The organism is Candidatus Kryptonium sp. (assembly GCA_025060635.1).
GTDB lineage: Bacteria > Bacteroidota > Ignavibacteria > Kryptoniales > Kryptoniaceae > Kryptonium.
The window spans coordinates 138,540-162,784 of record JANXBN010000004.1; the positions used below are offsets into that span (position 1 = coordinate 138,540).

Consider the following 24,245-nt stretch of genomic DNA (forward strand, 5'->3'; position numbering starts at 1 on the left):
TTTAAAAGTTAAATTCTTCTGGCAAAAAAATAAAAGATTGTTACACCATGAATCCACTAAATGAAATCATCGTTCGCACCTTGCCACTTGTCCCTAAGAAAATTGTTAGGTATTTCGCCAGCCGTTATATTGCGGGGGAAAAACTGGAAGATGCTGTCTCAGTTGTGAAAAAACTAAACGAACAGAAAAAATTAGCCACAATTGATGTCCTCGGTGAAAACATCAAAAGCGAAGGTGAAGCAATTGAAGCTCTAAAAACCTATAAACTTGTTCTTAATACAATTAAAGATCAAGGCTTGAATTCAGACCTTTCAATTAAACTTACTCAACTTGGCTTAAAATTGGATTTTGATTTTTGCTACGCAAATGTTGAAGAACTTGTTAAGCTTGCAAAACAATATAATAACATTGTTGAAATTGACATGGAGGATTCATCAACGACAGATGCAACTCTTGAGATCTATAGAAAATTAAAGGCTAAGTATGATAATGTCGGCGTAGCAATTCAATCTTATTTGAAGAGAAGCGAAAGCGATATAAAGGCACTCTTACCCTTAAAGCCGAGGATAAGATTATGCAAAGGGATTTACATTGAGCCAGAGACAATTGCGTTTAAGAAAAAAGAGCTGATCAACCACAACTTTAAACATCTTTTGAACATTCTCCTTCAAAGCGACGCATATACTTGCATTGCAACGCACGATGAGGAATTGATAAAAGAATCGTATAGGTTAATAAAGGAATATAACCTGACAGATGATAAGTTTGAATTTCAAATGTTGCTTGGTGTTCGCCCTGAGCTTGGGAATAAAATCGTTTCTGACGGTTATAAGTTAAGGATATATGTTCCATTTGGGGAGCATTGGTATGCTTATTCAATGAGGCGGTTTAGGGAAAATCCACAGATCGCTGGTTATGTCTTTAAAGCTATATTTACCAGAAACTCTTTTTAAAAAATCTGGAGGTGAAAGAATATGTCTGAAGTTTTAAATCAAATTGAAGTTAGAGAGTTTGATGTAAGAAACATAAAAGCACCGCGCGGGAATGTTTTGACATGTAAAGGTTGGGCTCAAGAAGCTGCGTTGAGAATGTTGATGAACAATCTTGATCCAGAAGTTGCTGAGAAGCCCGAGGAATTAATTGTTTACGGTGGAACTGGAAAAGCAGCGAGAAATTGGGAGTGTTTCCATGCGATTGTGAGAAGTTTAAAGGAGCTTGAAAATGATGAAACGCTTTTAATTCAATCTGGCAAGCCTGTGGCTATTTTCAAAACTCACGAGTTCGCACCACGAGTGCTAATTTCAAATGCTATGCTTGTCCCAGCGTGGGCAACTTGGGATGAGTTTAGGCGACTTGAAGCACTCGGTCTTACAATGTATGGTCAAATGACTGCGGGAAGTTGGATTTACATCGGGACGCAGGGAATTTTGCAAGGAACTTATGAAACATTTGCAGCATGCGCAGACAAGTATTTCGGTGGAACCCTCGCTGGGAGATTTTTGCTAACTTCTGGACTTGGTGGAATGGGCGGAGCACAACCGCTTGCAGCTACAATGAACGGTGCAGCTTTCCTCGGAGTTGAAGTTGACAGAAAAAGAATTGAAAGGCGACTTCAAACAGGATACCTTGATATGATGACAGATAACCTTGATGAAGCGCTTGAAATTGTGCTTAAAGCTAAGGAGAAAAAAGAAGCAATTTCAGTTGGTTTAGTTGGAAATGCTGCTGATGTTTTACCGGAGATTTTGAAAAGAGGAATAATACCAGATGTTGTAACCGATCAAACCTCGGCACACGATACATTGAATGGTTATGTTCCAAATGGTATTCCGTATGAGGAGGCGCTTGAGTTAAGAAAGAAGGATCCGCAAAAATATATTCAAATGGCGAAACGATCAATAGTTGAACATGTGAAAGCGATGCTTGAGTTTAAAAGAAAAGGAGCGATTGTCTTTGACTATGGAAATAACATCAGAGGTGAAGCATATTCAAATGGTGTGAAAGATGCTTTTGAAATTCCGGGTTTTGTTCATGAGTTTATTCGTCCATTGTTCTGTGAAGGTAAAGGTCCGTTTAGGTGGGTTGCTTTAAGCGGAGATCCAGAGGATATTTACGCAACAGACGAAGCTGTTATGAAGACATTTCCAGAGAATAAATCACTTATAAGGTGGATTCAAAAAGCACAAAAACATGTTAAGTTTCAAGGTTTGCCTGCAAGAATTTGTTGGCTTGGATATGGAGAGAGAGCGAAAATGGGGAAGATTTTTAACGAAATGGTAAGGACAGGCGAAGTTAAAGCACCAATTGTAATAGGTCGTGATCACCTTGATACAGGTTCTGTTGCCTCTCCAAATCGTGAAACTGAGAAGATGAAAGATGGAAGCGATGCAATTGCCGATTGGCCAATTTTGAACGCACTTTTAAACGCGGTTGCTGGAGCAAGCTGGGTCGCAGTTCACCACGGTGGCGGTGTTGGAATTGGGCTTTCAATTCATGCTGGCATGGTTATCGTTGCTGATGGGACAAAGGAAATGGAACTACGACTTGAGAGAGTGTTGACAACCGATCCGGGACTTGGGATTGTTCGTCACGCTGATGCTGGTTATGAGAAAGCAATTGAAGTTGCAAGAAAACACGGTATAAAAATACCAATGTTGAAGTAAAAATTAAGAGCACCCGTTTGCTGGGTGCTCTTTATTATTCACTTCGTTTGATTCTTTCCCAGATCTCATCCATCTCTTCAAGTGTTGTTGAATAAATATCCTTACCTTGGGATTTTAATTCTCGTTCAATGTATTGAAATCGGCGTGTAAATTTTTCAACTGCCTTATTTAATGCACTCTCAGGATTTACTTTCAGAAATCTTGAGTAATTTACGATCGCAAAAAGTAGATCACCAAATTCTTCTTCTATTTTGCTTTGATCGTTAATTTGAATTGTTCTTTTTAATTCTTTGATCTCTTCCTCAACTTTTTTCCAAACATCGTCTGGGTGTTTCCAATCAAAACCAACGCTTGATGCTTTTTCTTGAACACGATATGCCTTTATCAGTGCAGGCAACGATTTTGGAATTCCTGAGATCACTGAATCGCGATTGTTCTCTGATTGTTTTAGTTTTTCCCAATTGTGTTTAACCTCTTTTGAATTATCAACTTTTAGATCGCCGAAAACATGTGGATGTCGGTAGATTAATTTTTCCTTTATCAGGGATATTACTTCGTCAAGCGTAAATTTCCCGTCTTCTTCGGCCATTATTGAATGCATTACTACATGAAGGAGCAAATCCCCGAGTTCTTTTTTCAGCTCTTCAAAATCGTCATTGTCTATTGCTTCAACGGTTTCATAAGCTTCTTCAATGAGGTTGTGTCTTATTGATTTATGGGTTTGTTCTCTATCCCATGGGCATTCTTTTCTCAGCTTGCGTACGACCTCAACAAGTTCGGAAAACAATTCACTGGTTCTGTTCATTGTTTTGTTCCTTTTTTTCATTTGATTTTCCATTCATCGCATTATATCTATCGTATGCTTCAATTATATCTTTGACGAGGCGATGCCTCACAACATCATTTTTGTCAAGATATACAAAAGCTATACCTTCAATCCCTTTTAAGATTTCTTGAATTTCCACAAGTCCGGATGTAGTTCTTGAGGGTAGATCTATTTGTGTTATATCGCCTGTTATTATCGCCTTTGAATTAACTCCAAGTCTTGTAAGAAACATTTTCATCTGCAAACTCGTTGCGTTTTGTGCCTCATCAAGTATTACGAAAGCGTTGCTTAATGTTCTACCGCGCATGTAAGCAAGCGGGATTATCTCAATAATTCTTTTATCAAAGTATGATTTTAATTTATCAGCTGGCAACATATCATCAAGGGCGTCATACAATGGTCTAAGATATGGATCTATTTTTTCCCTTAAATCTCCAGGTAAAAATCCGAGATTTTCTCCAGCTTCAACCGCAGGTCTGCAGAGTACAATTTTGCTTACCTCGTGATTTTTCAAGCTTGCAACTGCCATTGCAACTGCAAGATATGTCTTTCCAGTTCCCGCTGGTCCAATTACAAAAACTATATCGTTTTTCTTAACCTGCCGATAATATTCAAGTTGTCCTGGTGTTTTAGCTTTTATTGGTCCATTCTTTGTAAAAAGAATAACTGAATCAAGTTCATCATCAATATGTTTTCTACGCCTGTGCGTAGTTGATAGATCTTCGCTATCAAGCTTTACAAGATCAATTACTATGTTTACATCGTTTTCAGTGAGATGCCCATTTTTGCTAAGTATAAAAATAAGTTCCTTAAAAACACGCTCAATTTTCTCAACTTCGCTTTTTTCGCCTTTAAGTATGAGGTTATCCCCGCGGACAGTTATACCGGCATCAAATCTTTTTTCAATCAAATGCAGATAAGTATCGTTGTAGCCCAGGAGGGCGAGGGTGTTAACTCCAGTTAACTTAATTTTTCTTTCAACCATAATTTTGTGTTTTCTGTGCCTCCAAAATTTGTTTTGTTTCTCTAAAAGATTAAATCAAAAAAGATTAAAATAGTTCCAAAAAGAAAAAACCCCTGATGCTGTCAAACGGACAGCTCAGGGGTTGTAATTTAGAAAATTCAAAGAAATAAGTTCTCACATTCCACCACCCGCTGCTTGCTGTTTTTCTGCTTTTCTGCGGTAGTAGGCGTTTGCAGCTTGTTTTTCTTCTCGTGTCAATTCAGCTTTTGGTGGGATCTTCAAGACCCAACCAGGATAGATTATATCGGGATCTTTTATCTTATCTCTGTTTGCAACATAGATCTTTGGCCAGAGGAACGGATTATCGTAGATGGTTGGTTTTTTGGCTATGTTCCAGAGACAGTCGCGATCTTTCTTCCAAGTTCCAACAGTGTAGGTGGTTTCTTTAATGATGGCCTCAGCAAGAACTACTCTTCCTTCTCTCGTCTTTACAAGGGCTTTAACAGTTGTGTTGAGGTTGTTCACCTGTGGCTCAAATCCCATAACCTTGTCATAGAATTCAGAGAGAGCAACTCTTTTATCTGATTTGAGAGCTTGATAATCATTATAAAGCTTTTCAACCTCAGCTCTTCTTTCGTAAAGCTGTTCATTTGAAAGTCGGGAAAGTTCATTTAATCTTCTCTCAAAGTCAGCAACTCTTTGACGGTATTCATTAACTCCTTCTGGAGTTGTTCCAACAAGGGCGTAAATTTCATCCTGTGTTCTTTTTATTTGTGCATCTTTTTCAGCAGATTGTCTCTTTAAAGCATCAACTTCTTTATTCAACGCATCAAGTTTCGCTCTCAATTCATCTCTTTTTGCCGTCCAAGTTGCCATTTCCTTTTGCCAATCCTCATACCGCATTCTTACTCTCTCCTGCGCTAATCCAGTTATCGTGAAAACTATTAAAAGTAAAGGTATGGATAGGTTTTTAATCATCTTTGCTACTCCGTTTTTATTTTTTGTTAAAAACTCGTTTTTACTTCATCTGTTGAAGGCGTTGTTGAACTTTTTCCTTCTCGGATTGCAATTCTTTCAACTTTTTGTCTTTCTCTGAAATTTCGCGCTGTAAAGATGCCTTTTCTTGTTCTTTTGCTCTAATTTCCCTTTCAAGTTGTTCAGTTTCAGCCTTAAGATTATTCAACTGTTGAATTTCCTCTTCTTTCGCATATCTTGTGCAACCGGCAACGAAAAAGATGAATAAAGATATTAACAGTGTTGAGACAATCCTTTTCTTCATTAGATCTTCTCCGTATTTTATTTTTAAAGTCAATCGTAATATAATAAAAATCCAACTATTTGTCAAGTATATCCAGATCTGTGTGGAAACCTGTCAAAGTTTGCTTCGTCTTTTGTTGAATTAAAATTTTGAAATTTTCGTGTTTAAGTTTATCTTGAACTTGTCAAAATAATTTGGTGCGTTGAGCATGTTCACTGGAATAGTTGAAGAAATAGGAAAAATTAAAGCAATTGTTAGAAGGGGAAAGGCAAGAATTTTCGCAATAGCATCAAAAAAATTATTGAAGGAGATAAAAATTGGCGACAGTGTTGCTGTTAACGGGGTTTGCTTGACTGTTTTTGATAAATCAAATGAACATTTCAAGGTGGAGGCAGTTGAAGAAACTATTGGGAAAACAAATCTCGGAAATTTAAAAATTGGAGATGCGGTTAATTTAGAACTTTCGCTTAAACTCGGCGAACGCCTTGGTGGTCATATCGTTCTTGGACATGTTGATACAACTGGGACAATTAAGAGCATAAAGAAACTTGAAAACAGTTGGATTTTTGAGATAGAATTTCCAAGTGAGTTTGAGAAATATACTATACCTAAGGGCTCAATCGCTGTTGAAGGTATAAGTTTAACAATCGTTGAAGCTAATCAAAATAGATTCACAGTTTCAATCATTCCATATACTTGGGAAAACACGAACCTTAAGTTTAAAAAGATAGGCGATATAGTAAATCTTGAATTTGATTTTCTGGGGAAATATGTTGAAAATTTTTTAAAACAATGGAGAAAACAACAATGGCGAGAAGAATAAAATACTGGATAGAGGATAACGGGGAAAATTTTATAACAGATGAAGAGTGGGATGATATAATGAAATTGCAAAGATGGTATAACTCTGAATTCGTATGGACAGCTGGGAAAATAAATTTTAAAAGATTTGCTGTTTTCCCGAATTGGGAAAACATTGAGCTGATGATGTGGGCAGGTGAAAAAGACCCTGTTAAGAACATAATCGCTAAAAGGTTTGAATCTCTTCTATCGTCAGGTATGAGCGAGCTTGAGGCACTTGAAAAATTGGAAAAGGAAGGTTTGATCGTTCTAAAGCGTGGAGGATACATTGATAATTCAATCGCAAGTGGGATAACCAGAATCGGGGGCAATGAGTTCAATGCTTATCTTTTGTGTGAATTTCTTCTCAAGGTGTCGCTTATCGCAACTGGATCTGAGATAACTGTTCACGATGAAGGTGAGTTTATAAAAAGTGGGCTCGTAAAGATTAAAGCTGGCGAAGTATATGTTCATAAGACAGATAGAGTTTCTGAGGAGAAATGGGGCGAAATGAGAAGACATAAGAAAGTTTTTTCAATCGTTGATCCATCAAAATATACAAATTACCCGCGTCTCAAAAATGTCATTCCAAATTACAACTCACTTAACAACAAGGATAAACTTACAATTCTTCATGATTGGAACTGGCTCGGCTACGGTGATCCGTATGACTTTGAAGGAGATGATTTCGTAGGTTATGACTTGAACAAAAAAGCAAGGGCTATAATTTTTCTAAAAGAAAATAAATAGGCAGGTGGTCATGAAGAATTTTTTAATTTTTCTGCTCGTCTTTAACATTGCTTTTGCTCATGATTACTGGCTTAAACCGAAAAAATTTATTTTATCAAAAGATGATACCTTGACAGTTCATCTTTATGTCGGGGATAAACTTAACATTGAATTTGAGCGTGAATTTCAAAGTGAGATGACGGAAAAATTTGCAATCATAACGAATGATACCATTATTAACCTCTTGCCAAATTTAAACGATAAAGCTGTTCCGGTTTTGAATAAAAAATTTGATCTCAGTGGACTTGCCTTAATAGCGATGGACAGGGGATGGGCTTACATTGATTTAAGTAGAAAAGATTTTGAAGAATATCTTGAACACGAAGGTATAGATGATATAAAACTTTCTTCAACTGATACCAGTAAAGTTGAGCGAGAAAGATATCGCAGATATATTAAATCGCTTATTTCGTTTGATGGAAAAGTAGAAGGTGAAGTTTATAAAAAGGTCATAAATCAACGACTTGAGATAATTCTTTTAAAAAATCCCTTTTTGCTTAAGGTTGGGGATGTAATTGAAGCCAAAGTTCTATTTGAAGGCAAGCCGTTGGTAAATAAGACAGTTATGCTTTATAGTTTAGAACGGAATAAGGTTTCCGAGCAGAAGGTGAAAACGGATAAAAACGGGATAGCGAGGTTTCGCATAAAAAATCCTGGATTTCATCTTGTTCGGCTTGTTTATTTACGCAAATGTGAAGGTTGTGATAACTTGGATTGGGAAAGCTTCTGGGCGTCATTTAGTTTTGAAATACGAAGAAGTAAGTGAGATTTTTAAAGGTTGGTTTGAGTTTTTTATTTGACTTTGCTCTTGAAATTGACCTCTACCTTTGGCTTTCCCGGAACTATATTTACATTGCAAAATCCTCATAAGCTCAAAGACAGGGCTTGAATTTTTTAATTTTATCTAAATTGATTTTTTGAGTTTAAAAGGTTAAATTTTGTTTCGGATATTTTGAAATTCAGAGGATAAAAATTTGGTATTTTTCAAAAAAAGCGATAATGCCAGCAAGGTGAGCGACCCGGTTTCATCATCAAGGGCTGAAATTAGAAGTTTACATGACAGGAAAATCCAGGAGGAGTTGAAAAAAAGCGGAGAAATTCCACAGCACATTGCAATAATAATGGATGGAAATGGACGATGGGCGAAGAAAAGAGGTCTTCCAAGGGTTGCCGGACATAAGGAAGGTGTCAAATCTGTTCGCGATGTCGTTGAGGCATGTGCTCAACTTGGAGTAAAATATCTAACTTTGTTTGCTTTCTCTACGGAGAACTGGAAAAGGCCTAAATATGAAATTGATACTCTAATGAAGCTATTGATCAATGCCTTAAGGACTGAAACGGATAAACTTCACAAAAATGACATCAAACTTAATGCGATAGGTGATATTGAAAGCTTACCTCCTGAAGTTCAACAGGAACTTAAAGAAGCTATTGAAAAAACGAAGAACAACAAAAGAATGGTTTTGAACCTTGCTATAAGCTACAGCGGTAGATGGGAAATAATTGAAGCAGTGAAAAATATTGCAAGAGATGTCAAATCTGGGAAAGTAAAAATTAGCGAGATTGATGATAAACTTTTTTCAAACTATCTCAAAACTGCTGGGATGCCTGAACCTGATTTGCTTATAAGGACAAGCGGTGAATATAGAATAAGTAATTTTCTTCTTTGGCAAATTGCATATACTGAGATTTATATTTGTGATTGTCTCTGGCCTGATTTTAGAAGAAAACACTTGTACGAAGCAATTAGAGATTATCAAAGAAGAGAACGAAGATTTGGCATGACGAGCGAGCAGATTAAAAAGAAAAGCTTTAATGGCAATGCGTAGTTTGACTCTTTACATTTTAATGTTTGTTTTTTTTACATTTAGTTCTTTTTCTCAACAGCAGGAAGTTTATAAAATCCTTGGTATCTCAGTTGAAGGTAATACTGTAGCTCAGCCTTCCGCAATAATTCTTAATTCGGGTTTAAAAGTCGGGGATGAGATCGTTTTCACACGAATTGGTGATATGCTTATTCCTGGAGATAAAGTAAGGAATGCTATCAAACAGCTATGGGCTTTGAAAATTTTCAAGAAAGTTAGCATAGAGATTGAAAATCAGGTCGGAAACGGAGTTTATCTTTTGATTCGTGTTGAGGAGTATCCGCGCCTTGATGATATAATAATTCAGGGAAACAAGGCGATTTCTACAAAAGATATAAGAAACAAGATAAATCTTGTCAGAGGACAGGTAATTGCTGAAAATAGATTAACATCGGTGGCAAATGAGATAAAGAAGGCATACGAAGAAAAGGGGTATTTCTTAGCGGATGTTAAATTTGATATCATTCCAACGAAGGATGGAAGAGCAAATTTAAAAGTTAGCATAAACGAGGGGAAGAAGATCTCAATTAGAAAAATAATTTTTGAAGGAAATGTAAAGGTCAAAGATGGTGATTTGAAAGGTGCGATGAAGGAAACCAAAGAGAAAAGATGGTGGATGTTTTGGCGGACGGCAAAGTTCGATCGGAAGAAATATGATGAGGACAAGAAAAAGATAATTGAGTTTTATCGCAAAAGGGGATTTAAAGATGCAACTATTTTGGATGATTCTGTTTATGTTGACGAGAAAAGGGAAAATCTTTATATCAAGATAAAACTTTTTGAAGGACCACAATATAAAATTAGAAACATCACCTGGGAGGGAAACACAGTTTTTGACGATAAAATCCTTAGCGAGCGCTTGGACTTCAAGAAGGGGGATATTTATAATCGCGAGAAATTTGAACGAAATTTATATGGGAATGAACAACAAACAGATGTTGCATCACTTTATCTTGATAACGGATATCTGACAATGAATATGCAACCGGAGGAAGTGAAAGTCGGTGAAGATACGCTTGATATAGTGATTCATGTTTTTGAGGGGAAACAATTTAGAATAAGAAGAGTTGACATAAAGGGAAACACCAAAACGAAGGATAAAGTAATAAGGCGAGAACTTTACACAGTCCCGGGGAAATTTTTCAGCCGAAGCGATATTATAAGAAGTATAAGAAATCTTGCGGTTTTGAATTATTTTAACCAAGAAAAGCTCAAACCGGATTATAAAATGGTCAGCGACTCAACTGTAGATTTGACTTATGAAGTTGAGGAGAAATCAAGCGATACATTCAATGCTTCAGTTGGATATAGTAGTTTTGGGTTAATTGGTAGCATTGGAGTGACTTTTAACAATTTCTCAATTACTGAACCTTGGCGCGGTGGAGATGGGCAGATGTTAAATTTTGAATGGGTTTTCGGAAGATACGATTACAGGACATTTAGCTTAAGTTTCAGAGAACCTTGGTTTAGAGATACACCGACATCAATTGGCTTTAACATCTTTGATACAAGATACGGTTTTGGTTATGATTTGAGGCAAACTGGTGGCTCTATAAGTTTGGGTAGGAGATTGAGATGGCCTGATGATTATTTCAGGATTGATTACATCTTTAGATTTCAAATTTATAATGTTTCAGGGACAAGTGGATATTACAGGGAAGGAAAGCATAGTCAATTTAGCTTAACTCAGGTTATATCCAGAAATAGCATTGATAATCCAATTTTCCCGAGTATTGGTTCAAATGTTTCTCTATCACTTGAGATATCAGGTGGTCCTATTTTGCCTGGGACGACGGATTATTTTAAAATTACATTGAATTCTGAGTGGTTTAGCAGGATTTTCAACTGGGAGAAGCTTGTTTTGTATAACTCTTTTGATTGGGGTTATGTTGATGGCTTTAGGCGTGATTCGTTTATTCCACCAATTGAGATGTTTTCAATGGGCGGGACGGGGCTTGGATACATTGCGGTTACTCCACTTCGTGGTTATAATGATGTATCCATTGGAGTCACCGCCTATAATGTTCCGCAGGGAAAGATCATGATGAAATACACAAGCGAGCTTCGTTTTGGTGTGACTATGAATCCAATGCCCATATATTTGCTTTTGTTTGCTGAAGCTGGAAACGCTTGGGCGAGGACAAGGCAAGTAAGCTTATTTAATTTGTATCGCTCCGCTGGTTTTGGTGTGCGACTCCACATGCAACCAATTGGTTTAATTGGATTTGATTATGGATATGGATTTGATGATGTTGAACCAAAAGACGGAAGACCTGATGGATGGCATTTCCATTTCCAATTTGGAAGAGGTTTTTAATTTAAAAACCAAATAAGGAGAACTTGTGATGAGAAAAAATATTGTCCTGATTCTAACAATTTTATTTTTTGCTGTATCTTTACATTCACAGCAGGCAACGATAAGAATTGGTTATGTTGATTCACAAGTGATCTTGCAACAATTGCCAGAAGCACAAAGAGTTCAAAGAGAGCTTGATAACCTCTTGCAGAAATATCAAACTGAATACGATCAAATGGTGAAAACTTATCAAAGCAAAGTGGAAGAGTATCAAAAGAAAGAAGCGATGTTGAATCCGCAAGCGAAGGAGCAAATGCAAAGGGAAATTTTAGAGCTTGAGCAGAAAATTTTTGAATACAGAAATCAAAAGCTTGGACCTCAGGGAGAGTTTGAACAGGAAAGAGAAAAAAGATTAAAGCCATTGAGAGACAAAATAATTGATGCAATTGAAGATGTCGCTCGTGAGGAAAAGCTAAATTTTGTGTTTGACAAGGCTGGTGATGTTATCCTTCTCTATGCCGACAAGCAGTTTGACATCACATTTAAAGTGCTTGATAAATTAACGAGAGGAGCAAAATCTAAATGAGAATTTTTTTAAGTGTAATTTTTGCTTTTTTTGTTTCTGTGGGATTTTTGTTTTCGCAAATGAAGATTGGTTATGTTGATTCGGAGACCATAATGAAACAACTTCCCGAGGCACAGGAAGCGCAACGAAAAATTGATGCCCTCGTCCAGCAGTGGCAAATAGAACTGCAAAGAATGCGAGATGAATGGAAGGCAAAATACGACGAGTATGAGAGAAGAAAACTTATTTTAACTGATGAAGCAAGAGCTCAGATGGAAAAGGAACTTACCGAGCTTGATAGAAAGATAGCGGAGTTTCAAATGCAAAAGTTTGGTCCAGATGGTGAACTTTACCGCAAGCAGGATGAGTTTGTAAAGCCAATTCAGAATAAAATTTTCAATGCGATAAAAGAAGTTGCAATTGAGGAAGGATATGACTTTGTGTTTGATAAAAGCGGAGAAATCTTGTTGCTCTATGCGAACGAGAAATATGATCTAACTCAAAAGGTGCTTAACAAACTTCTTAAAGTAAGGTAGAGAACTTTGGATGAAACTTTCCGAAATAGCGAAAATACTTAATTGCACAATTTTGGGTGATCCTGAGGTTGAGATAAGCAAAGTTTCCGAGATACATAATGCGAACAAAGGTGATATAACTTTTATAGCAAACCCAAAATATGAAAAGTTTTTTGATACGACGAACGCATCCGCTGTAATTGTTGGAAAAAACTTTGCAAAGAGAAGAGATGATTTATCTTTATTGATCGTTGATGACCCATACTTTGCTTTTGTAAAGGTTTTAAAAATGTTAAGTCCAGCGGTGGAGCTTTTGCCCCCTGGGATTCATCCAACCGCTGTGATTGCCGAAAGTGCCAGTCTCGGAAAAAATGTTCGGATCGGTGCTAACGCAGTTGTCGGCGAAAGAGTTAAAATTGGAGATAATTCTGTGATAATGCCTGGTGTTGTCATCGGAGATGATGTTGAGATAGGAAGTGATGTTTTGATTTATCCAAATGTAACCATTTATCACAAATGTAAGATTGGAAACAGGGTTATAATACACTCTGGCACGGTAATAGGAAGTGATGGATTTGGTTTCGTTCCAAGACCAGATGGGACATACGAAAAGATACCTCAAATTGGCATTGTTGTAATTGAAGACGATGTTGAAATCGGTTCAAATTGTTCAATTGATAGAGCAACTCTCGGAGAGACAGTTATTAAGCGTGGAGCGAAGTTAGATAACTTGATACAAATTGCTCATAATGTGGTGGTTGGTGAAAATACAGTTATAGCAGCGCAAACTGGGATAGCTGGAAGCACAAAAATAGGTAAAAACTGTGTCCTTGCGGGTCAAGTTGGAATTATCGGACATATTGAAATTGCAGATAGAACAACGATAGCAGCTCAATCAGGTGTTTCAAAATCAATCACTGAACCGGGAAAGGTTTATTTTGGTTATCCTGCAAGGGAACATTCTCTTGCTTTGAGAATAGAGGGAGCAATAAGACAACTTCCGGAGTTGATAAAAGAATTTCGGGAGTTGAAAGCAAAAGTTGAAAAGTTCTTTTCTGCTGGATGAATTGCTAATAGAGAAGATAAGTGATAAAGCAAAAAGCGATGTTGTTGAAGTTTCTGAAAGAAAGACCTTTGAGAAAATTGAGGGAGAGTTTAAAGTAAAGAAAAACTAACGGAGGAGCTTTGACAATGCTTGTTCAACAGCAGACGATAAAAAGAGCGATCTCGTTATCGGGAGTTGGATTACACACAGGGCAATGGTGCACGATAACTTTCAAGCCTGCGCCACCAAATTATGGGATTAGATTTAAAAGAGTTGATCTCGGAGGCGCGCCAGAAATTCCCGCACTCGTTGAATATGTTGTTGATGTCAGTCGCGGAACTACTCTCGGAATCGGTGATGTTAGAGTCCATACAGTTGAACATGTGCTTGCTGCGATCGCTGGGCTTCAAATTGATAATATCTTGATTGAACTTGATTCAATTGAACCACCAGTTGGTGATGGAAGTGCGAAACCTTTTGTTGATGCTTTGCTTGAAGCAGGGATTGAAAAACAGGACGAGCCAAAAGATTATTTGATAATAGATCAAGCGATTCTTTATTCAGATGAAAGCAAAGGTGTTGATATCGCCGCTTTGCCTCTTGATGATTTCAGGATCACGATAATGATTGACTATAAAAATCCTGCTCTTGGAAGTCAACACACTGGATTATTTTCGCTTGAAAAGGAATTTGTAACTGAATTTGCCCCAGCGCGAACATTTTGCTTCCTGCATGAAGTTGAGACGCTTTATGAAATGGGATTAATACGAGGCGGGAATCTTGATAATGCGATAGTGATAGTTGATCGTGATCTTTCAAAGGATGAAATAGAAAGGTTGAGTAAAAAATTTGGTTTAAACGAGGTCGTTTTTCTTGGAAGCAATGGTATTTTAAACAATAAACCTTTGAGATTCAAAAACGAGCCAGCGAGGCATAAGCTTCTTGATCTCTTGGGTGATCTCGCTCTCGTTGGTGCTCCAATGAAGGCGCAAATCCTTGCTGCAAGACCTGGGCACGCAAGCAACATTGAATTCGTGAAAAAGATAAGAAAACTCTATTTGCAGAAAAAGCTCGTAAAGAGATACCAGTTTGAGAAAAAAGAAGGTGTTGTTTTTGACATCAATGCCATTCAAAGGATTTTACCGCATCGTTATCCTTTCCTGCTCGTTGATAAAATAGTTGATTTCAAGATGGAGGAGAGAATAGTTGGGGTTAAGAATGTAACAGGAAATGAATTTTTCTTCCAAGGTCATTTTCCTGGTCATCCGATAATGCCTGGTGTTTTGATAATTGAAGGGATGGCTCAAACTGGCGGTATCTTGCTTTTGAACGGTGAAGAGAACATGGACAACAAATATGTTTATTTCATGGCGATAAAGAACGCAAAATTTAGAAAACCTGTCTTCCCAGGAGATACTCTTATATTTGAGGTTGAAATGGTTGATAGGAGAACAAAGTACTGCACCATGCGTGGGAAAGCTTATGTTGATGGGAAACTTGTTGCCGAAGCAGAGATGATGGCAGCAATAGTTACAAAATCGGAGTTAACTTCTGTTGAACAAACTTCGGAAAAAGAAGCATGAGCACCTTTATTGATCCGCGGGCTGTTGTTAGCCCAAATGCCCAAATCGGGGATAATGTCAAAATAGGACCTTTTACAGTAATTGAAGATAATGTCGTAATTGGAGACGGAACTATCATTGGTTCAAATGTATTCATAGGGTATGGCACAAGAATTGGAAAAAATTGTAAAATTTTTCACGGAGCTTCTGTTGGTTCAATACCACAGGATCTAAAATTTAAAGATGAAGAAACCACGCTTGAAATTGGTGATAACACGGTGATTCGTGAGTTCTGCACACTAAATAGAGGGACATCTTATTCAGGTAAAACCGTCATTGGTAGTAATTGCTTTATCATGGCTTATGTTCATATTGCGCATGATTGTGTGATTGGAAACAATGTAATAATGGCAAATGCGGTGAATCTTGCTGGACATGTCGTGGTTGAAGATTATGTCGTGATCGGCGGACTTGTTCCAGTTCATCAGTTTGTAAGAATTGGACAGCATTCAATTGTTGGTGGTGGATGGCGTGTTCCAAAAGATGTTCCACCATATATAATGGCAGCTCGCGAGCCGTTGAGATTTGAAGGACTTAACATCGTCGGCTTGAGGAGACGAAACTTCCCCAAAGATGTGATCCAGAAAATTGAGTACGCTTACAGGATAATCTACCAATCAAATCTGAATGTTTCGCAGGCGTTGAAGAAATTAAAAGAAGAAACCGACCTAATACCTGAAGTTCAAAACATAATTAACTTTATTGAAAAAAGTCAACGCGGGATAATCAGAGGTCCTTATGACAAGTAATAAATGGATTTTCCTTAACACTGGTTTCAATGATGGCGAATTTAATATGAGATTTGATGAAAATCTCGCTCGCCTTTTCGCGGAGGGTAAGATTAAACCAGTGTTAAGAGTTTATGGGTGGAGACCGTATACAATTTCAATAGGTTATAATCAGGACGAGAAGGTTTTTGATTTTGATAAAATAAAAAAGACAGGGATAGGTTTTGTTAGAAGGCCAACTGGTGGAAGGGCAATCCTTCATTCTGAAGAGCTTACATACTCAGTTGTGATGAGTTCCGGAGGTAAAAGTGTGCTTGAGATTTACAATATGTTAAGCAAGGCAATCGCAAGGGGGCTGAGCCTGCTTGGGGTAGAGTTTGAACTTGAAGAATCACAGCCCGATTTTAAAAAACTTTACAGGGAATTTAATTCAATTCCATGCTTTGCAAGCTCAGCTAAATATGAAATTCATTACAAAGGGAGAAAAATCGTCGGAAGCGCGCAAAGAAGATACGGCGATGTTGTCCTGCAACACGGTTCAATTTTAATTGGAGAGTTTCATAAAAAATTGCCAGAATTTTTAAAGATTGATTCGCAAGATTTGATTGAGCAGTTAAAGGATGAAATTGAAAATAAAACGATATCATTAAATGAAATCTTCGGTCGTCAGATTAAATTTGAGGAAGTTGCTGATGTCTTAAAGCGAGGTTTTGAAATAGAGCTTGGAATTGAGTTTGAAGAAATTTCTCAAACAAAATTTCAAGAAATAATTTCATGAGTTTGAAAAAGGTCACGACCAAAACTTTGCTTGAGATGAAAAAGCGGGGAGAGAAGATTGCTATGTTGACCGCTTACGATTTTTTGATTGCTAAATTGCTTGATGAATCCGGAATTGATGTAATCCTCGTTGGTGATTCACTTGGAAATGTTTTTCAAGGACATGAAACAACTTTGCCTGTCACGGTTGACGATATGATTTATCATGCAAAAGCTGTATGTAGAGGTGTTAAGAGAGCGATGGTTGTGGTTGATATGCCGTTTTTATCATATCAAGTAAGCATTGAGGAAGCGGTGCGGAATTGCGGAAGAGTTTTAAAGGAAACCTGCGCCGAAGGTGTAAAGATTGAGGGCGGTAGCGAGATCGTAGATGTCATTTACAAATTGACTTCAATTGGGATTCCTGTCATGGGACATCTTGGTTTAACTCCGCAGAGCATACATAAGTTCGGAAGTTATGATGTGCGCGGTGTTGATGAAAAAGAAGCAGAAAAAATTTTAAACGACGCAAAATCCCTTGAATCGGCAGGCGTGTTCTCAATTGTCCTTGAAAAAATACCTGCGCATCTTGCTAAAAAAGTTACCGAGTCGGTTTCTGTTCCAACAATTGGAATTGGAGCAGGTCCATTTTGTGATGGACAAGTTTTAGTCGTTTATGATATGCTTGGATTATTTGAGGAGTTCAAGCCAAAGTTTGTGAGAAGATACGCCGAAATTGCAAAAACCATAAGAAATGCCTTTGAAAATTACATATCCGATGTTAAATCTGGTAAATTCCCAAATGAGAACGAATCGTATTAGGAACTTAACCTAATTTTTATTGTGTTTTAGATTTTGAGTTCATCAAATTTTAAATCTCAAGCCGATGAAGAGTGTACTGCACATATTGACATTGATGATATTTATCTTCGGGACTTTGCAATTTGCAAGCGTTGTCTCATTTTGTAGGATGTCAAGCCAAGCTCAAACTCAAATCTCTTGTTTATGCTCGGGGGATTTTGATGGCGATTATGAATCAATCTCTCAGGATAGAGCTATTTGTTGTTCAGTGAAAAAATTTGAGAAAATCAGCGTTCAAGATTTCTCCAATTTCAAAGATGAAATTTCAAAATTGATTTCATTTAAAGCCAGCTTAAAAAGCGAAGCAATTTCGCTCGCGGATTTTTTCACTCCGACAATTTTCAAATCCTATCCTATTTCTCCGCCCAAGATTGACATTCCTATATTAAATTCCTCTCTTCTTATCTGAAAATTCCGACCTGTCTTAAAAGCAGTTTATCAGCGTCCTGACTTTTCTTGGTTTTGATTCCAAAGCGCGATTCAAAAGTCTTGCGGATTTAGAAATCCGTTAAAACCAGTTTACAAAATAAAGAGTTTTTGAAGATTATGAAATTCATTCAATGTCTAATCGTCGTGTGTTTATTCTCAATTTCCGTTTTCCCACAAACTCTTGATGACTACATAAAAATTGCGTTAGAAAACAACGCAGAGCTTAAGGCACTGGAATTACAAGTTGAAGCGCTTGAGAAGAGAATAAGGCAAGCAAGTGCTTTGTCGGATCCTATGTTAATGTTTGGGGTTGTAAACCTTCCGACGAATTTAAGTTTTACGCAAGATATGATGACAATGAAAGAATTTGGGTTTTCTCAAATGTTTATGTATCCGGGAAAGTATTCGTTGATGGGGAAAATGGCGCAGAAAGATTATGAGGTCGCTAAAGAAGTTTACCGTTCAAAGAAGCTTGAGCTTATAGCGAATGTCAAAATGCTTTACTTTGAGATTTATTACATGACGAAGGCAATTGAAATCACAAATAGGTCTATAGATTTGCTCAAAGATTTTGTAAAAATAGCATCAACGAGGTTTGCAACTGGGCAAGGGATTCAGCAAGATGTTTTGAAGGCACAAGTTGAGCTCTCAAAGATGATGGATGAATTGATAAAAATGGAAGCAGAAAGAAAAGATATGATAGTTAAATTCAACGCTTTGCTTTACAGAAAGCCGATGGATTCAGTTTCCGTTCCAAGCGGAATTGAAATTGTCCAGTTTAATAAAAGTTATGATGAATTAGAAAATCTTGCCTTTGAGAACAATCCGATGATAATTGCGATGAAGAAGATGGTTGAAAAAGATAAGGTTATGAATCAATTTGCAAAGAGTGAGTTGATACCTGATTTTGAAATCAAGTTTTCTTACGGACAGCGTTCGTTCGTTGATCAATCTGGGATGAGGGCGCACGATATGTTAAGTTTTTCAATCGGTCTTAACATACCTGTTTTTTTCTGGCGGAAACAGAATTTGAAAATTCAAGAGACGGCGATAATTGTTTCCCAGTCGGAGGCAAAACTTGCTATGATGAAAAATGAGGTTTCAAGGATGATTCAAGAAACGATGAACAAGATTGAAAAGAACATAAAATTGATTGAACTTTATAAAAGTGGGCTGATACCGCAAGCGACGCAAAATTTAAATGTTGGGCTTATAGGCTATCAAGTTGGAAAAATTGATTTCATGACGCTTGTGGATAATTTTATGTCTCTTTACAATTACCAAATCCAGTATGAGAAAATTATCGCGGATTACAATTCAAAACTTGCGGAGCTTGAAATGCTCATCGGCATAGAAATTAACGAAAATTTCAAAAACTAAAATTTTATGAACTACCATGAAATGGAAAATTATCGCAGCAATCGTTTTTTCTTCTCTCGTTTCACTTTTGGCAGGATATTTTCTCGCAAAGGAAATTTTCCCATCGTCAGTTAAGGGTTTTGATGAAAATGTAAAATTGAGCTCAGGGCAAAAGGTTCTTTATTACAGATGTGGAATGCATCCGTGGGTGATTGCTGATAAACCGGGGAAATGTCATATATGTGGAATGGATTTAACAGCGGTTTATGAAGGTGAGGAAAGCGGAAGTGATGTGGTGAAAATTGATCCAACTATAGTCCAGAATATCGGTGTAAAAATTGAACCTGTAAGAAGGATGGAACTCAGAAAGAGCATCAAAACGGTTGGCGTAGTTGACTACGACGAGACAAAGATCGCAGTTATCACGACAAAAGTTTCGGGATGGATAGAAAAGCTTTATGTTGACTATACAGGTAAATTTGTTCGCAAAGGCGAGCCATTGTTTGAGATCTACAGTCCAGATCTTGTCACTGCACAAGAGGAGTATTTACAAGCGATAAATTATAAGCAAAGGGTCTCACAAAGTAGAGATCCAAACATAATTGAAGGAGCAGATCAACTCGTTGAAAGCGCAAGGAAACGACTTCTTTACTGGGATATTTCGGAAGAACAAATAAAAGAGCTTGAAAGCACGAAACAAGTTCGCAAGACGCTGATAATTTATTCACCTGTGGATGGTGTCGTGATAGAAAAAAACATATTTCTTGGAATTAAAGTCGCCCAAGGGATGAATTTAATGAAGATCGTGGACCTTTCAACAGTTTGGGTTTATGCTGATATTTATGAATATGAATTGCCTTGGGTAAAAGTTGGTGAAGAGGCGGAAGTTGAAATCCCATACTTGCCAGGTAAAATTTTGAAAGGAAAAATTTCATACATTTATCCATTTCTTCAAACTGAGACAAGGACTGTTAAGGTGCGCCTTGAATTTGAAAATTTTGGGTATTTTCTCAAGCCGGATATGTATGTAAATGTAATAATCAAATCAAAAGTTGCTATAAACACTATTGCTGTCCCCGAGCAATCAGTGATAAGGACTGGAAAACGAGACATCGTCGTTGTATCTCTCGGCGAAGGAAGGTTTAAATCAGTTGAAGTTAAACTTGGAGTTCTTGCTGATGGTTATTATCAAGTGCTTGAAGGATTATATGAAGGTCAAGACATCGTTACTTCTTCTCATTTTCTCATAGATTCTGAAAGCAATCTTAGAGCTGCGCTTGCTGGGCTATTCCATCAACATTATGAAGAAAATAAACAAAATCAAGAAACGAAGAAGACACAGAAACGAGATAAGTCAGAGATAAGGCACGAGCATAAAGATGAAAAATCTGTAAAATCGCAAACTCCTAATAAGGCTATTGATCCTGTCTGTGGTATGGAAGTAGATCCCAAAGTTGCTCTTTCATACACTTACAAAGGGGAAAATTTTTACTTCTGTATGAAATCGTGCCTTGAAAAGTTCAGAAAGAACCCGGAAAAATACTTGAAAAAGTGATTTCTCCAAAATAAAAGTGGAGTTTTTTATGATACAGCGAATAATTGAATGGTCCGTAAACAATCGGTTTCTTGTTATCTTCGTTGTTTTGTTTGCTATAGTTGCAGGAATTTATTCAATTCAAACAATACCGATTGATGCAATTCCAGATTTGAGCGATGTTCAAGTAATAATTTACACGCAATATCCTGGGCAATCGCCGGAAATTGTTGAGCAACAAGTCACTTATCCACTTACGACGGCGATGGTTTCTGTCCCGAAATCAAAGGTTGTTCGTGGGTATTCATTTTTTGGCTACTCACTTGTATATGTAATCTTTGAAGACGGCACCGATCTTTACTGGGCAAGAAGTCGTGTTCTTGAGTATTTAAACTATGCTATGAATAAGTTGCCAAAGGGTGTGGTTCCAGCTCTTGGTCCTGATGCAACTGGTGTTGGATGGGTATTTATGTATGCGCTTGTTTCTGATAAGAGAGATTTAAGCGAACTGCGTTCAATTCAAGATTGGTATTTGAGATATGAACTTACAAGTGTTGATGGAGTTGCTGAAGTCGCAAGTGTCGGTGGATATGTTAAAAACTATCGCATAACAGTTGATCCAAATAAACTTCTTGCTTATAACATTCCGTTAAATCAAGTTGAAATGGCTATAAAGAGAAGCAACAATGATGTTGGAGGCGAAGTAATAGAGATGGGAGAAATGGAGTATATGATTCGTGGGCTCGGATATATAAAGACAATTGAGGACATTAAAAAGATCCCCATCGGAGTAAGCAGTGCTCATGCAAAGGTGGTTGAAATGAAAGCGCAAACAGATGAAGGTATGTCAACTTCTGAAATGCATAAAAAATCAAATATGAGTTCAGATGATGCTTTTTCATCTAAAGAGATATTTGGAAACAGAATTTTTAAAAGTGGGACGCCGATTTTCCTTGGAGATGTAGCAACTGTTTCAGTTGAGCCGATGATGAGAAGAGGAATTGCTGAGTTAAATGGTGAGGGCGAGGTCGTTGGTGGTATAATTGTGATGCGACATGGTGAAAATGCTTTGAAAGTAATTGAAGGAGTCAAAAAGAAACTTGAGGAGTTGAAAGCTGGGCTTCCCGAAGATGTTAAAATTATACCTGTTTATGACAGGTCTGAACTTATAAAGAGATCAATCGCAACTTTGAGGGAGAAGCTTATTGAAGAGTCAATAATAGTTGCGCTTGTTTGTTTGCTTTTCTTGTTTCATTTCACAAGTGGGCTTGTTGCGATCTTTACACTTCCGACCGCGATTTTGATTTCATTTATTGTGATGAAGATTCAAGGTATAAATGCAAACATTATGTCTCTTGGTGGCATCGCAGTTGCAATTGGAACGATGGTTGATGCCGCTATAGTGATGATTGAAAACGCACATAAACATCTTGAACAGGACTCCGAGAAAAAAGATCACTGGAAGATAATTCTTGATGCTTCAAAGGAAGTTGGACCATCTTTGTTTTATTCTTTGCTTGTCATTACGGTTTCTTTTCTCCCGGTTTTCGCACTTGAAGCACAAGAGGGACGACTTTTTAAACCACTTGCATATACTAAAACATACTCAATGGCAGCAGCTGCAATTCTTTCAATTACGATCGTCCCAGTTTTAATGGGTTATTTCATAAGAGGGAAAATTCCGCCTGAGGAAAAAAATCCGATCAATAGATTTTTGATGAAAGTTTATCATCCTGTGTTAAATTTTGCTTTGAAGTTTAAATGGGTTGTCATAGTTGCCGTTGTTTTAATTTTAGCTTTGACCTATATTCCTTTTTCAAAGATTGGGTCGGAGTTTATGCCACCTTTGTGGGAAGGTGATCTTCTCTATATGCCAACGACTCTTCCGGGAATCTCAATCACGAAAGCGAAAGAGATTTTACAGCAAACCGATAAAATTATAAAGCAATTTCCGGAAGTTCATCATGTATTTGGTAAGATCGGACGAGCTGAGACAGCGACTGATCCCGCTGGACTTGATATGATAGAAACGACGATCATGTTAAAACCTGAAAACGAGTGGCGACCTGGGATGACACCAGAGAAACTTATAAGAGAAATGGACAGGGCACTTCAGATCCCAGGATTATCAAATGCGTGGACGATGCCGATTAAAACAAGAGTTGATATGCTTTCAACTGGAATTAGAACGCCCGTGGGAGTAAAAGTTTCTGGCCCAGATTTAGAAACTTTGGAAGAAATAGGGAAACAAATTGAAGCGCTACTTAGAAAAGTTCCAGGCACTGTTTCGGCTTATTCAGAAAGAATTCTCGGGGGAAACTATGTTGATTTTAAAATCAAAAGAGAAGAGGCAGGAAGATATGGCCTAACGGTTGGAGATGTTCAAGATGTTATAATGACAGCAATTGGTGGAATGGAGGTTACAAATATAATTGAGGGACTTGAGCGATATCCTGTTAGCATTCGCTATCCAAGAGAGTTGAGAGATAACATTGAAGATTTGAAGCGTGTGCTCGTTCCTACTCCAACTGGTGCGCAGGTTCCATTAGGACAACTAGCGGATATTGAGATCAAGAAAGGTCCGATGGTTATAAGAAGCGAAGATACGAGACCAAATGTTTGGGTTTATGTTGATTTTAGAGATTATGATGTTGGAACTTATGTGAAGATGGCTAAGCGTGTTGTAGAAGAAGGCATTAAGCTACCGCCTGGATATACGATTACTTGGAGCGGACAATTTGAATATATGGAAAGGGCAAAGGAAAAACTTTTTTATATAATCCCTGCGACATTGCTTATAATTTTTGTGATAATTTATCTCAACACGAAATCAATCGTAAAGGTGTTCATCGTTTTCCTTGCCGTTCCGTTTTCACTTGTTGGTGCGATATGGCTACTTTACATACTTGACTATAATATGAGCATTGCCGTATGGGTTGGAATGATAGCGCTTGCTGGGCTTGATGCTGAAACGGGAATTGTGATGCTTCTGTATCTTGATCTTGCTTATGAAGAATGGAAGAGAAAAGGAAAGTTAAAGACGATAAATGATTTAAAAGAAGCAATTTATCATGGGGCACTGAAAAGGTTGAGGCCTAAAACTATGACCGTTGCAACGATAATTGCTGGGCTTTTGCCTATAATGTTAAGCCACGGAACAGGAGCGGATGTGATGAAAAGAATATCTGCTCCGATGATAGGTGGCGTCGTGACAAGTTTCATACTTGAACTTATTGTTTATCCCGTAATCTACCTTATCTGGAGAAGTTGGACAATGAGAAAGGAACAGAAAGCGGAGATATTATAAACAAAATTCGGGGCGTCGCAAAG

General features: G+C 37.5%; 22 protein-coding genes. 18 read left to right on the top strand and 4 right to left on the bottom strand.

Translation table 11 applies throughout. The features are described 5' to 3' along the window. Positions 1-47: 47 nt before the first annotated feature. Positions 48-953 (top strand): proline dehydrogenase family protein, encoded by a 906-nt coding sequence (locus tag NZ923_07185; GenBank protein MCS7229802.1) that lies wholly within the window; start codon positions 48-50, stop codon positions 951-953. Between the two features lie 21 nt (positions 954-974). Continuing rightward, positions 975-2,663, top strand: a complete 1,689-nt coding sequence (gene hutU / locus NZ923_07190; protein MCS7229803.1) for a urocanate hydratase — start codon at positions 975-977, stop codon at positions 2,661-2,663. Positions 2,664-2,697: 34 nt separating this feature from the next. Here the strand turns inward: hutU and mazG are convergent, their stop codons facing one another. From mazG to NZ923_07210, 4 genes are all read right to left on the bottom strand, one after another. Continuing rightward, a complete protein-coding gene (gene mazG / locus NZ923_07195; protein MCS7229804.1) occupies positions 2,698-3,468 on the bottom strand; it encodes a nucleoside triphosphate pyrophosphohydrolase in 771 nt (256 codons plus the stop codon). Beyond that, the gene (locus NZ923_07200) at positions 3,452-4,474 is read right to left on the bottom strand and encodes a PhoH family protein (GenBank protein ID MCS7229805.1); all 1,023 of its coding nucleotides are present in this window, start codon (positions 4,472-4,474) and stop codon (positions 3,452-3,454) included. The genes mazG and NZ923_07200 overlap by 17 nt, the downstream gene beginning before the upstream one ends. Positions 4,475-4,627: 153 nt before the next feature. After that, the gene (locus NZ923_07205) at positions 4,628-5,431 is read right to left on the bottom strand and encodes a LysM peptidoglycan-binding domain-containing protein (protein MCS7229806.1); all 804 of its coding nucleotides are present in this window, start codon (positions 5,429-5,431) and stop codon (positions 4,628-4,630) included. Positions 5,432-5,471: 40 nt separating this feature from the next. Further along, on the bottom strand, positions 5,472-5,732 hold the full coding sequence (locus NZ923_07210; protein MCS7229807.1) for an Atg14 domain-containing protein: 261 nt from the start codon (positions 5,730-5,732) through the stop codon (positions 5,472-5,474). A gap of 187 nt (positions 5,733-5,919) precedes the next feature. Here NZ923_07210 and NZ923_07215 point away from each other — a divergent pair, with 187 nt between their 5' ends. The 16 genes from NZ923_07215 to NZ923_07290 all read left to right on the top strand — a co-directional run bounded on the left by NZ923_07215 (position 5,920) and on the right by NZ923_07290 (position 24,222). Next, positions 5,920-6,534 carry a riboflavin synthase gene (locus NZ923_07215; protein MCS7229808.1) on the top strand — a complete coding sequence of 205 codons (615 nt, stop codon included), beginning with the start codon at positions 5,920-5,922 and terminating at the stop codon, positions 6,532-6,534. Beyond that, positions 6,519-7,301, top strand: a complete 783-nt coding sequence (locus tag NZ923_07220) for a hypothetical protein (GenBank protein ID MCS7229809.1) — start codon at positions 6,519-6,521, stop codon at positions 7,299-7,301. The genes NZ923_07215 and NZ923_07220 overlap by 16 nt, the downstream gene beginning before the upstream one ends. Positions 7,302-7,311: 10 nt before the next feature. Then, entirely contained in the window at positions 7,312-8,106 is a 795-nt protein-coding gene (locus NZ923_07225; protein ID MCS7229810.1) for a DUF4198 domain-containing protein, read from the top strand. A 244-nt stretch (positions 8,107-8,350) separates the two neighbouring features. Further along, positions 8,351-9,169 carry an isoprenyl transferase gene (locus tag NZ923_07230; protein ID MCS7229811.1) on the top strand — a complete coding sequence of 273 codons (819 nt, stop codon included), beginning with the start codon at positions 8,351-8,353 and terminating at the stop codon, positions 9,167-9,169. After that, the gene (gene bamA / locus NZ923_07235) at positions 9,162-11,522 is read left to right on the top strand and encodes an outer membrane protein assembly factor BamA (protein MCS7229812.1); all 2,361 of its coding nucleotides are present in this window, start codon (positions 9,162-9,164) and stop codon (positions 11,520-11,522) included. Before NZ923_07230 ends, bamA begins: the two co-directional genes overlap by 8 nt. Before the next feature lie 28 nt (positions 11,523-11,550). Continuing rightward, positions 11,551-12,087 (top strand): OmpH family outer membrane protein, encoded by a 537-nt coding sequence (locus tag NZ923_07240; protein ID MCS7229813.1) that lies wholly within the window; start codon positions 11,551-11,553, stop codon positions 12,085-12,087. Between the two features lie 59 nt (positions 12,088-12,146). After that, on the top strand, positions 12,147-12,602 hold the full coding sequence (locus NZ923_07245) for an OmpH family outer membrane protein (GenBank protein ID MCS7229814.1): 456 nt from the start codon (positions 12,147-12,149) through the stop codon (positions 12,600-12,602). Positions 12,603-12,612: 10 nt separating this feature from the next. Next, on the top strand, positions 12,613-13,647 hold the full coding sequence (gene lpxD / locus NZ923_07250; GenBank protein MCS7229815.1) for a UDP-3-O-(3-hydroxymyristoyl)glucosamine N-acyltransferase: 1,035 nt from the start codon (positions 12,613-12,615) through the stop codon (positions 13,645-13,647). Between the two features lie 125 nt (positions 13,648-13,772). Then, positions 13,773-15,209, top strand: coding sequence for a bifunctional UDP-3-O-[3-hydroxymyristoyl] N-acetylglucosamine deacetylase/3-hydroxyacyl-ACP dehydratase (locus NZ923_07255; protein MCS7229816.1), 1,437 nt, complete (start codon positions 13,773-13,775; stop codon positions 15,207-15,209). Beyond that, the gene (gene lpxA / locus NZ923_07260; GenBank protein MCS7229817.1) at positions 15,206-15,997 is read left to right on the top strand and encodes an acyl-ACP--UDP-N-acetylglucosamine O-acyltransferase; all 792 of its coding nucleotides are present in this window, start codon (positions 15,206-15,208) and stop codon (positions 15,995-15,997) included. The genes NZ923_07255 and lpxA overlap by 4 nt, the downstream gene beginning before the upstream one ends. After that, positions 15,987-16,754 carry a lipoate--protein ligase family protein gene (locus NZ923_07265; protein ID MCS7229818.1) on the top strand — a complete coding sequence of 256 codons (768 nt, stop codon included), beginning with the start codon at positions 15,987-15,989 and terminating at the stop codon, positions 16,752-16,754. The genes lpxA and NZ923_07265 overlap by 11 nt, the downstream gene beginning before the upstream one ends. After that, a complete protein-coding gene (gene panB, locus NZ923_07270; GenBank protein ID MCS7229819.1) occupies positions 16,751-17,554 on the top strand; it encodes a 3-methyl-2-oxobutanoate hydroxymethyltransferase in 804 nt (267 codons plus the stop codon). The genes NZ923_07265 and panB overlap by 4 nt, the downstream gene beginning before the upstream one ends. Before the next feature lie 64 nt (positions 17,555-17,618). Then, positions 17,619-18,002, top strand: coding sequence for a hypothetical protein (locus tag NZ923_07275; GenBank protein ID MCS7229820.1), 384 nt, complete (start codon positions 17,619-17,621; stop codon positions 18,000-18,002). A 137-nt stretch (positions 18,003-18,139) separates the two neighbouring features. Then, complete coding sequence (locus NZ923_07280; protein ID MCS7229821.1) at positions 18,140-19,402, top strand: TolC family protein; 1,263 nt, start codon at positions 18,140-18,142, stop codon at positions 19,400-19,402. Positions 19,403-19,418: 16 nt separating this feature from the next. Beyond that, positions 19,419-20,936: an efflux RND transporter periplasmic adaptor subunit gene (locus NZ923_07285; protein ID MCS7229822.1), complete on the top strand. Its 1,518-nt coding sequence runs from the start codon at positions 19,419-19,421 to the stop codon at positions 20,934-20,936. A gap of 28 nt (positions 20,937-20,964) precedes the next feature. Further along, the gene (locus NZ923_07290; GenBank protein ID MCS7229823.1) at positions 20,965-24,222 is read left to right on the top strand and encodes an efflux RND transporter permease subunit; all 3,258 of its coding nucleotides are present in this window, start codon (positions 20,965-20,967) and stop codon (positions 24,220-24,222) included. The last annotated feature ends 23 nt before the right edge of the window (positions 24,223-24,245 follow it).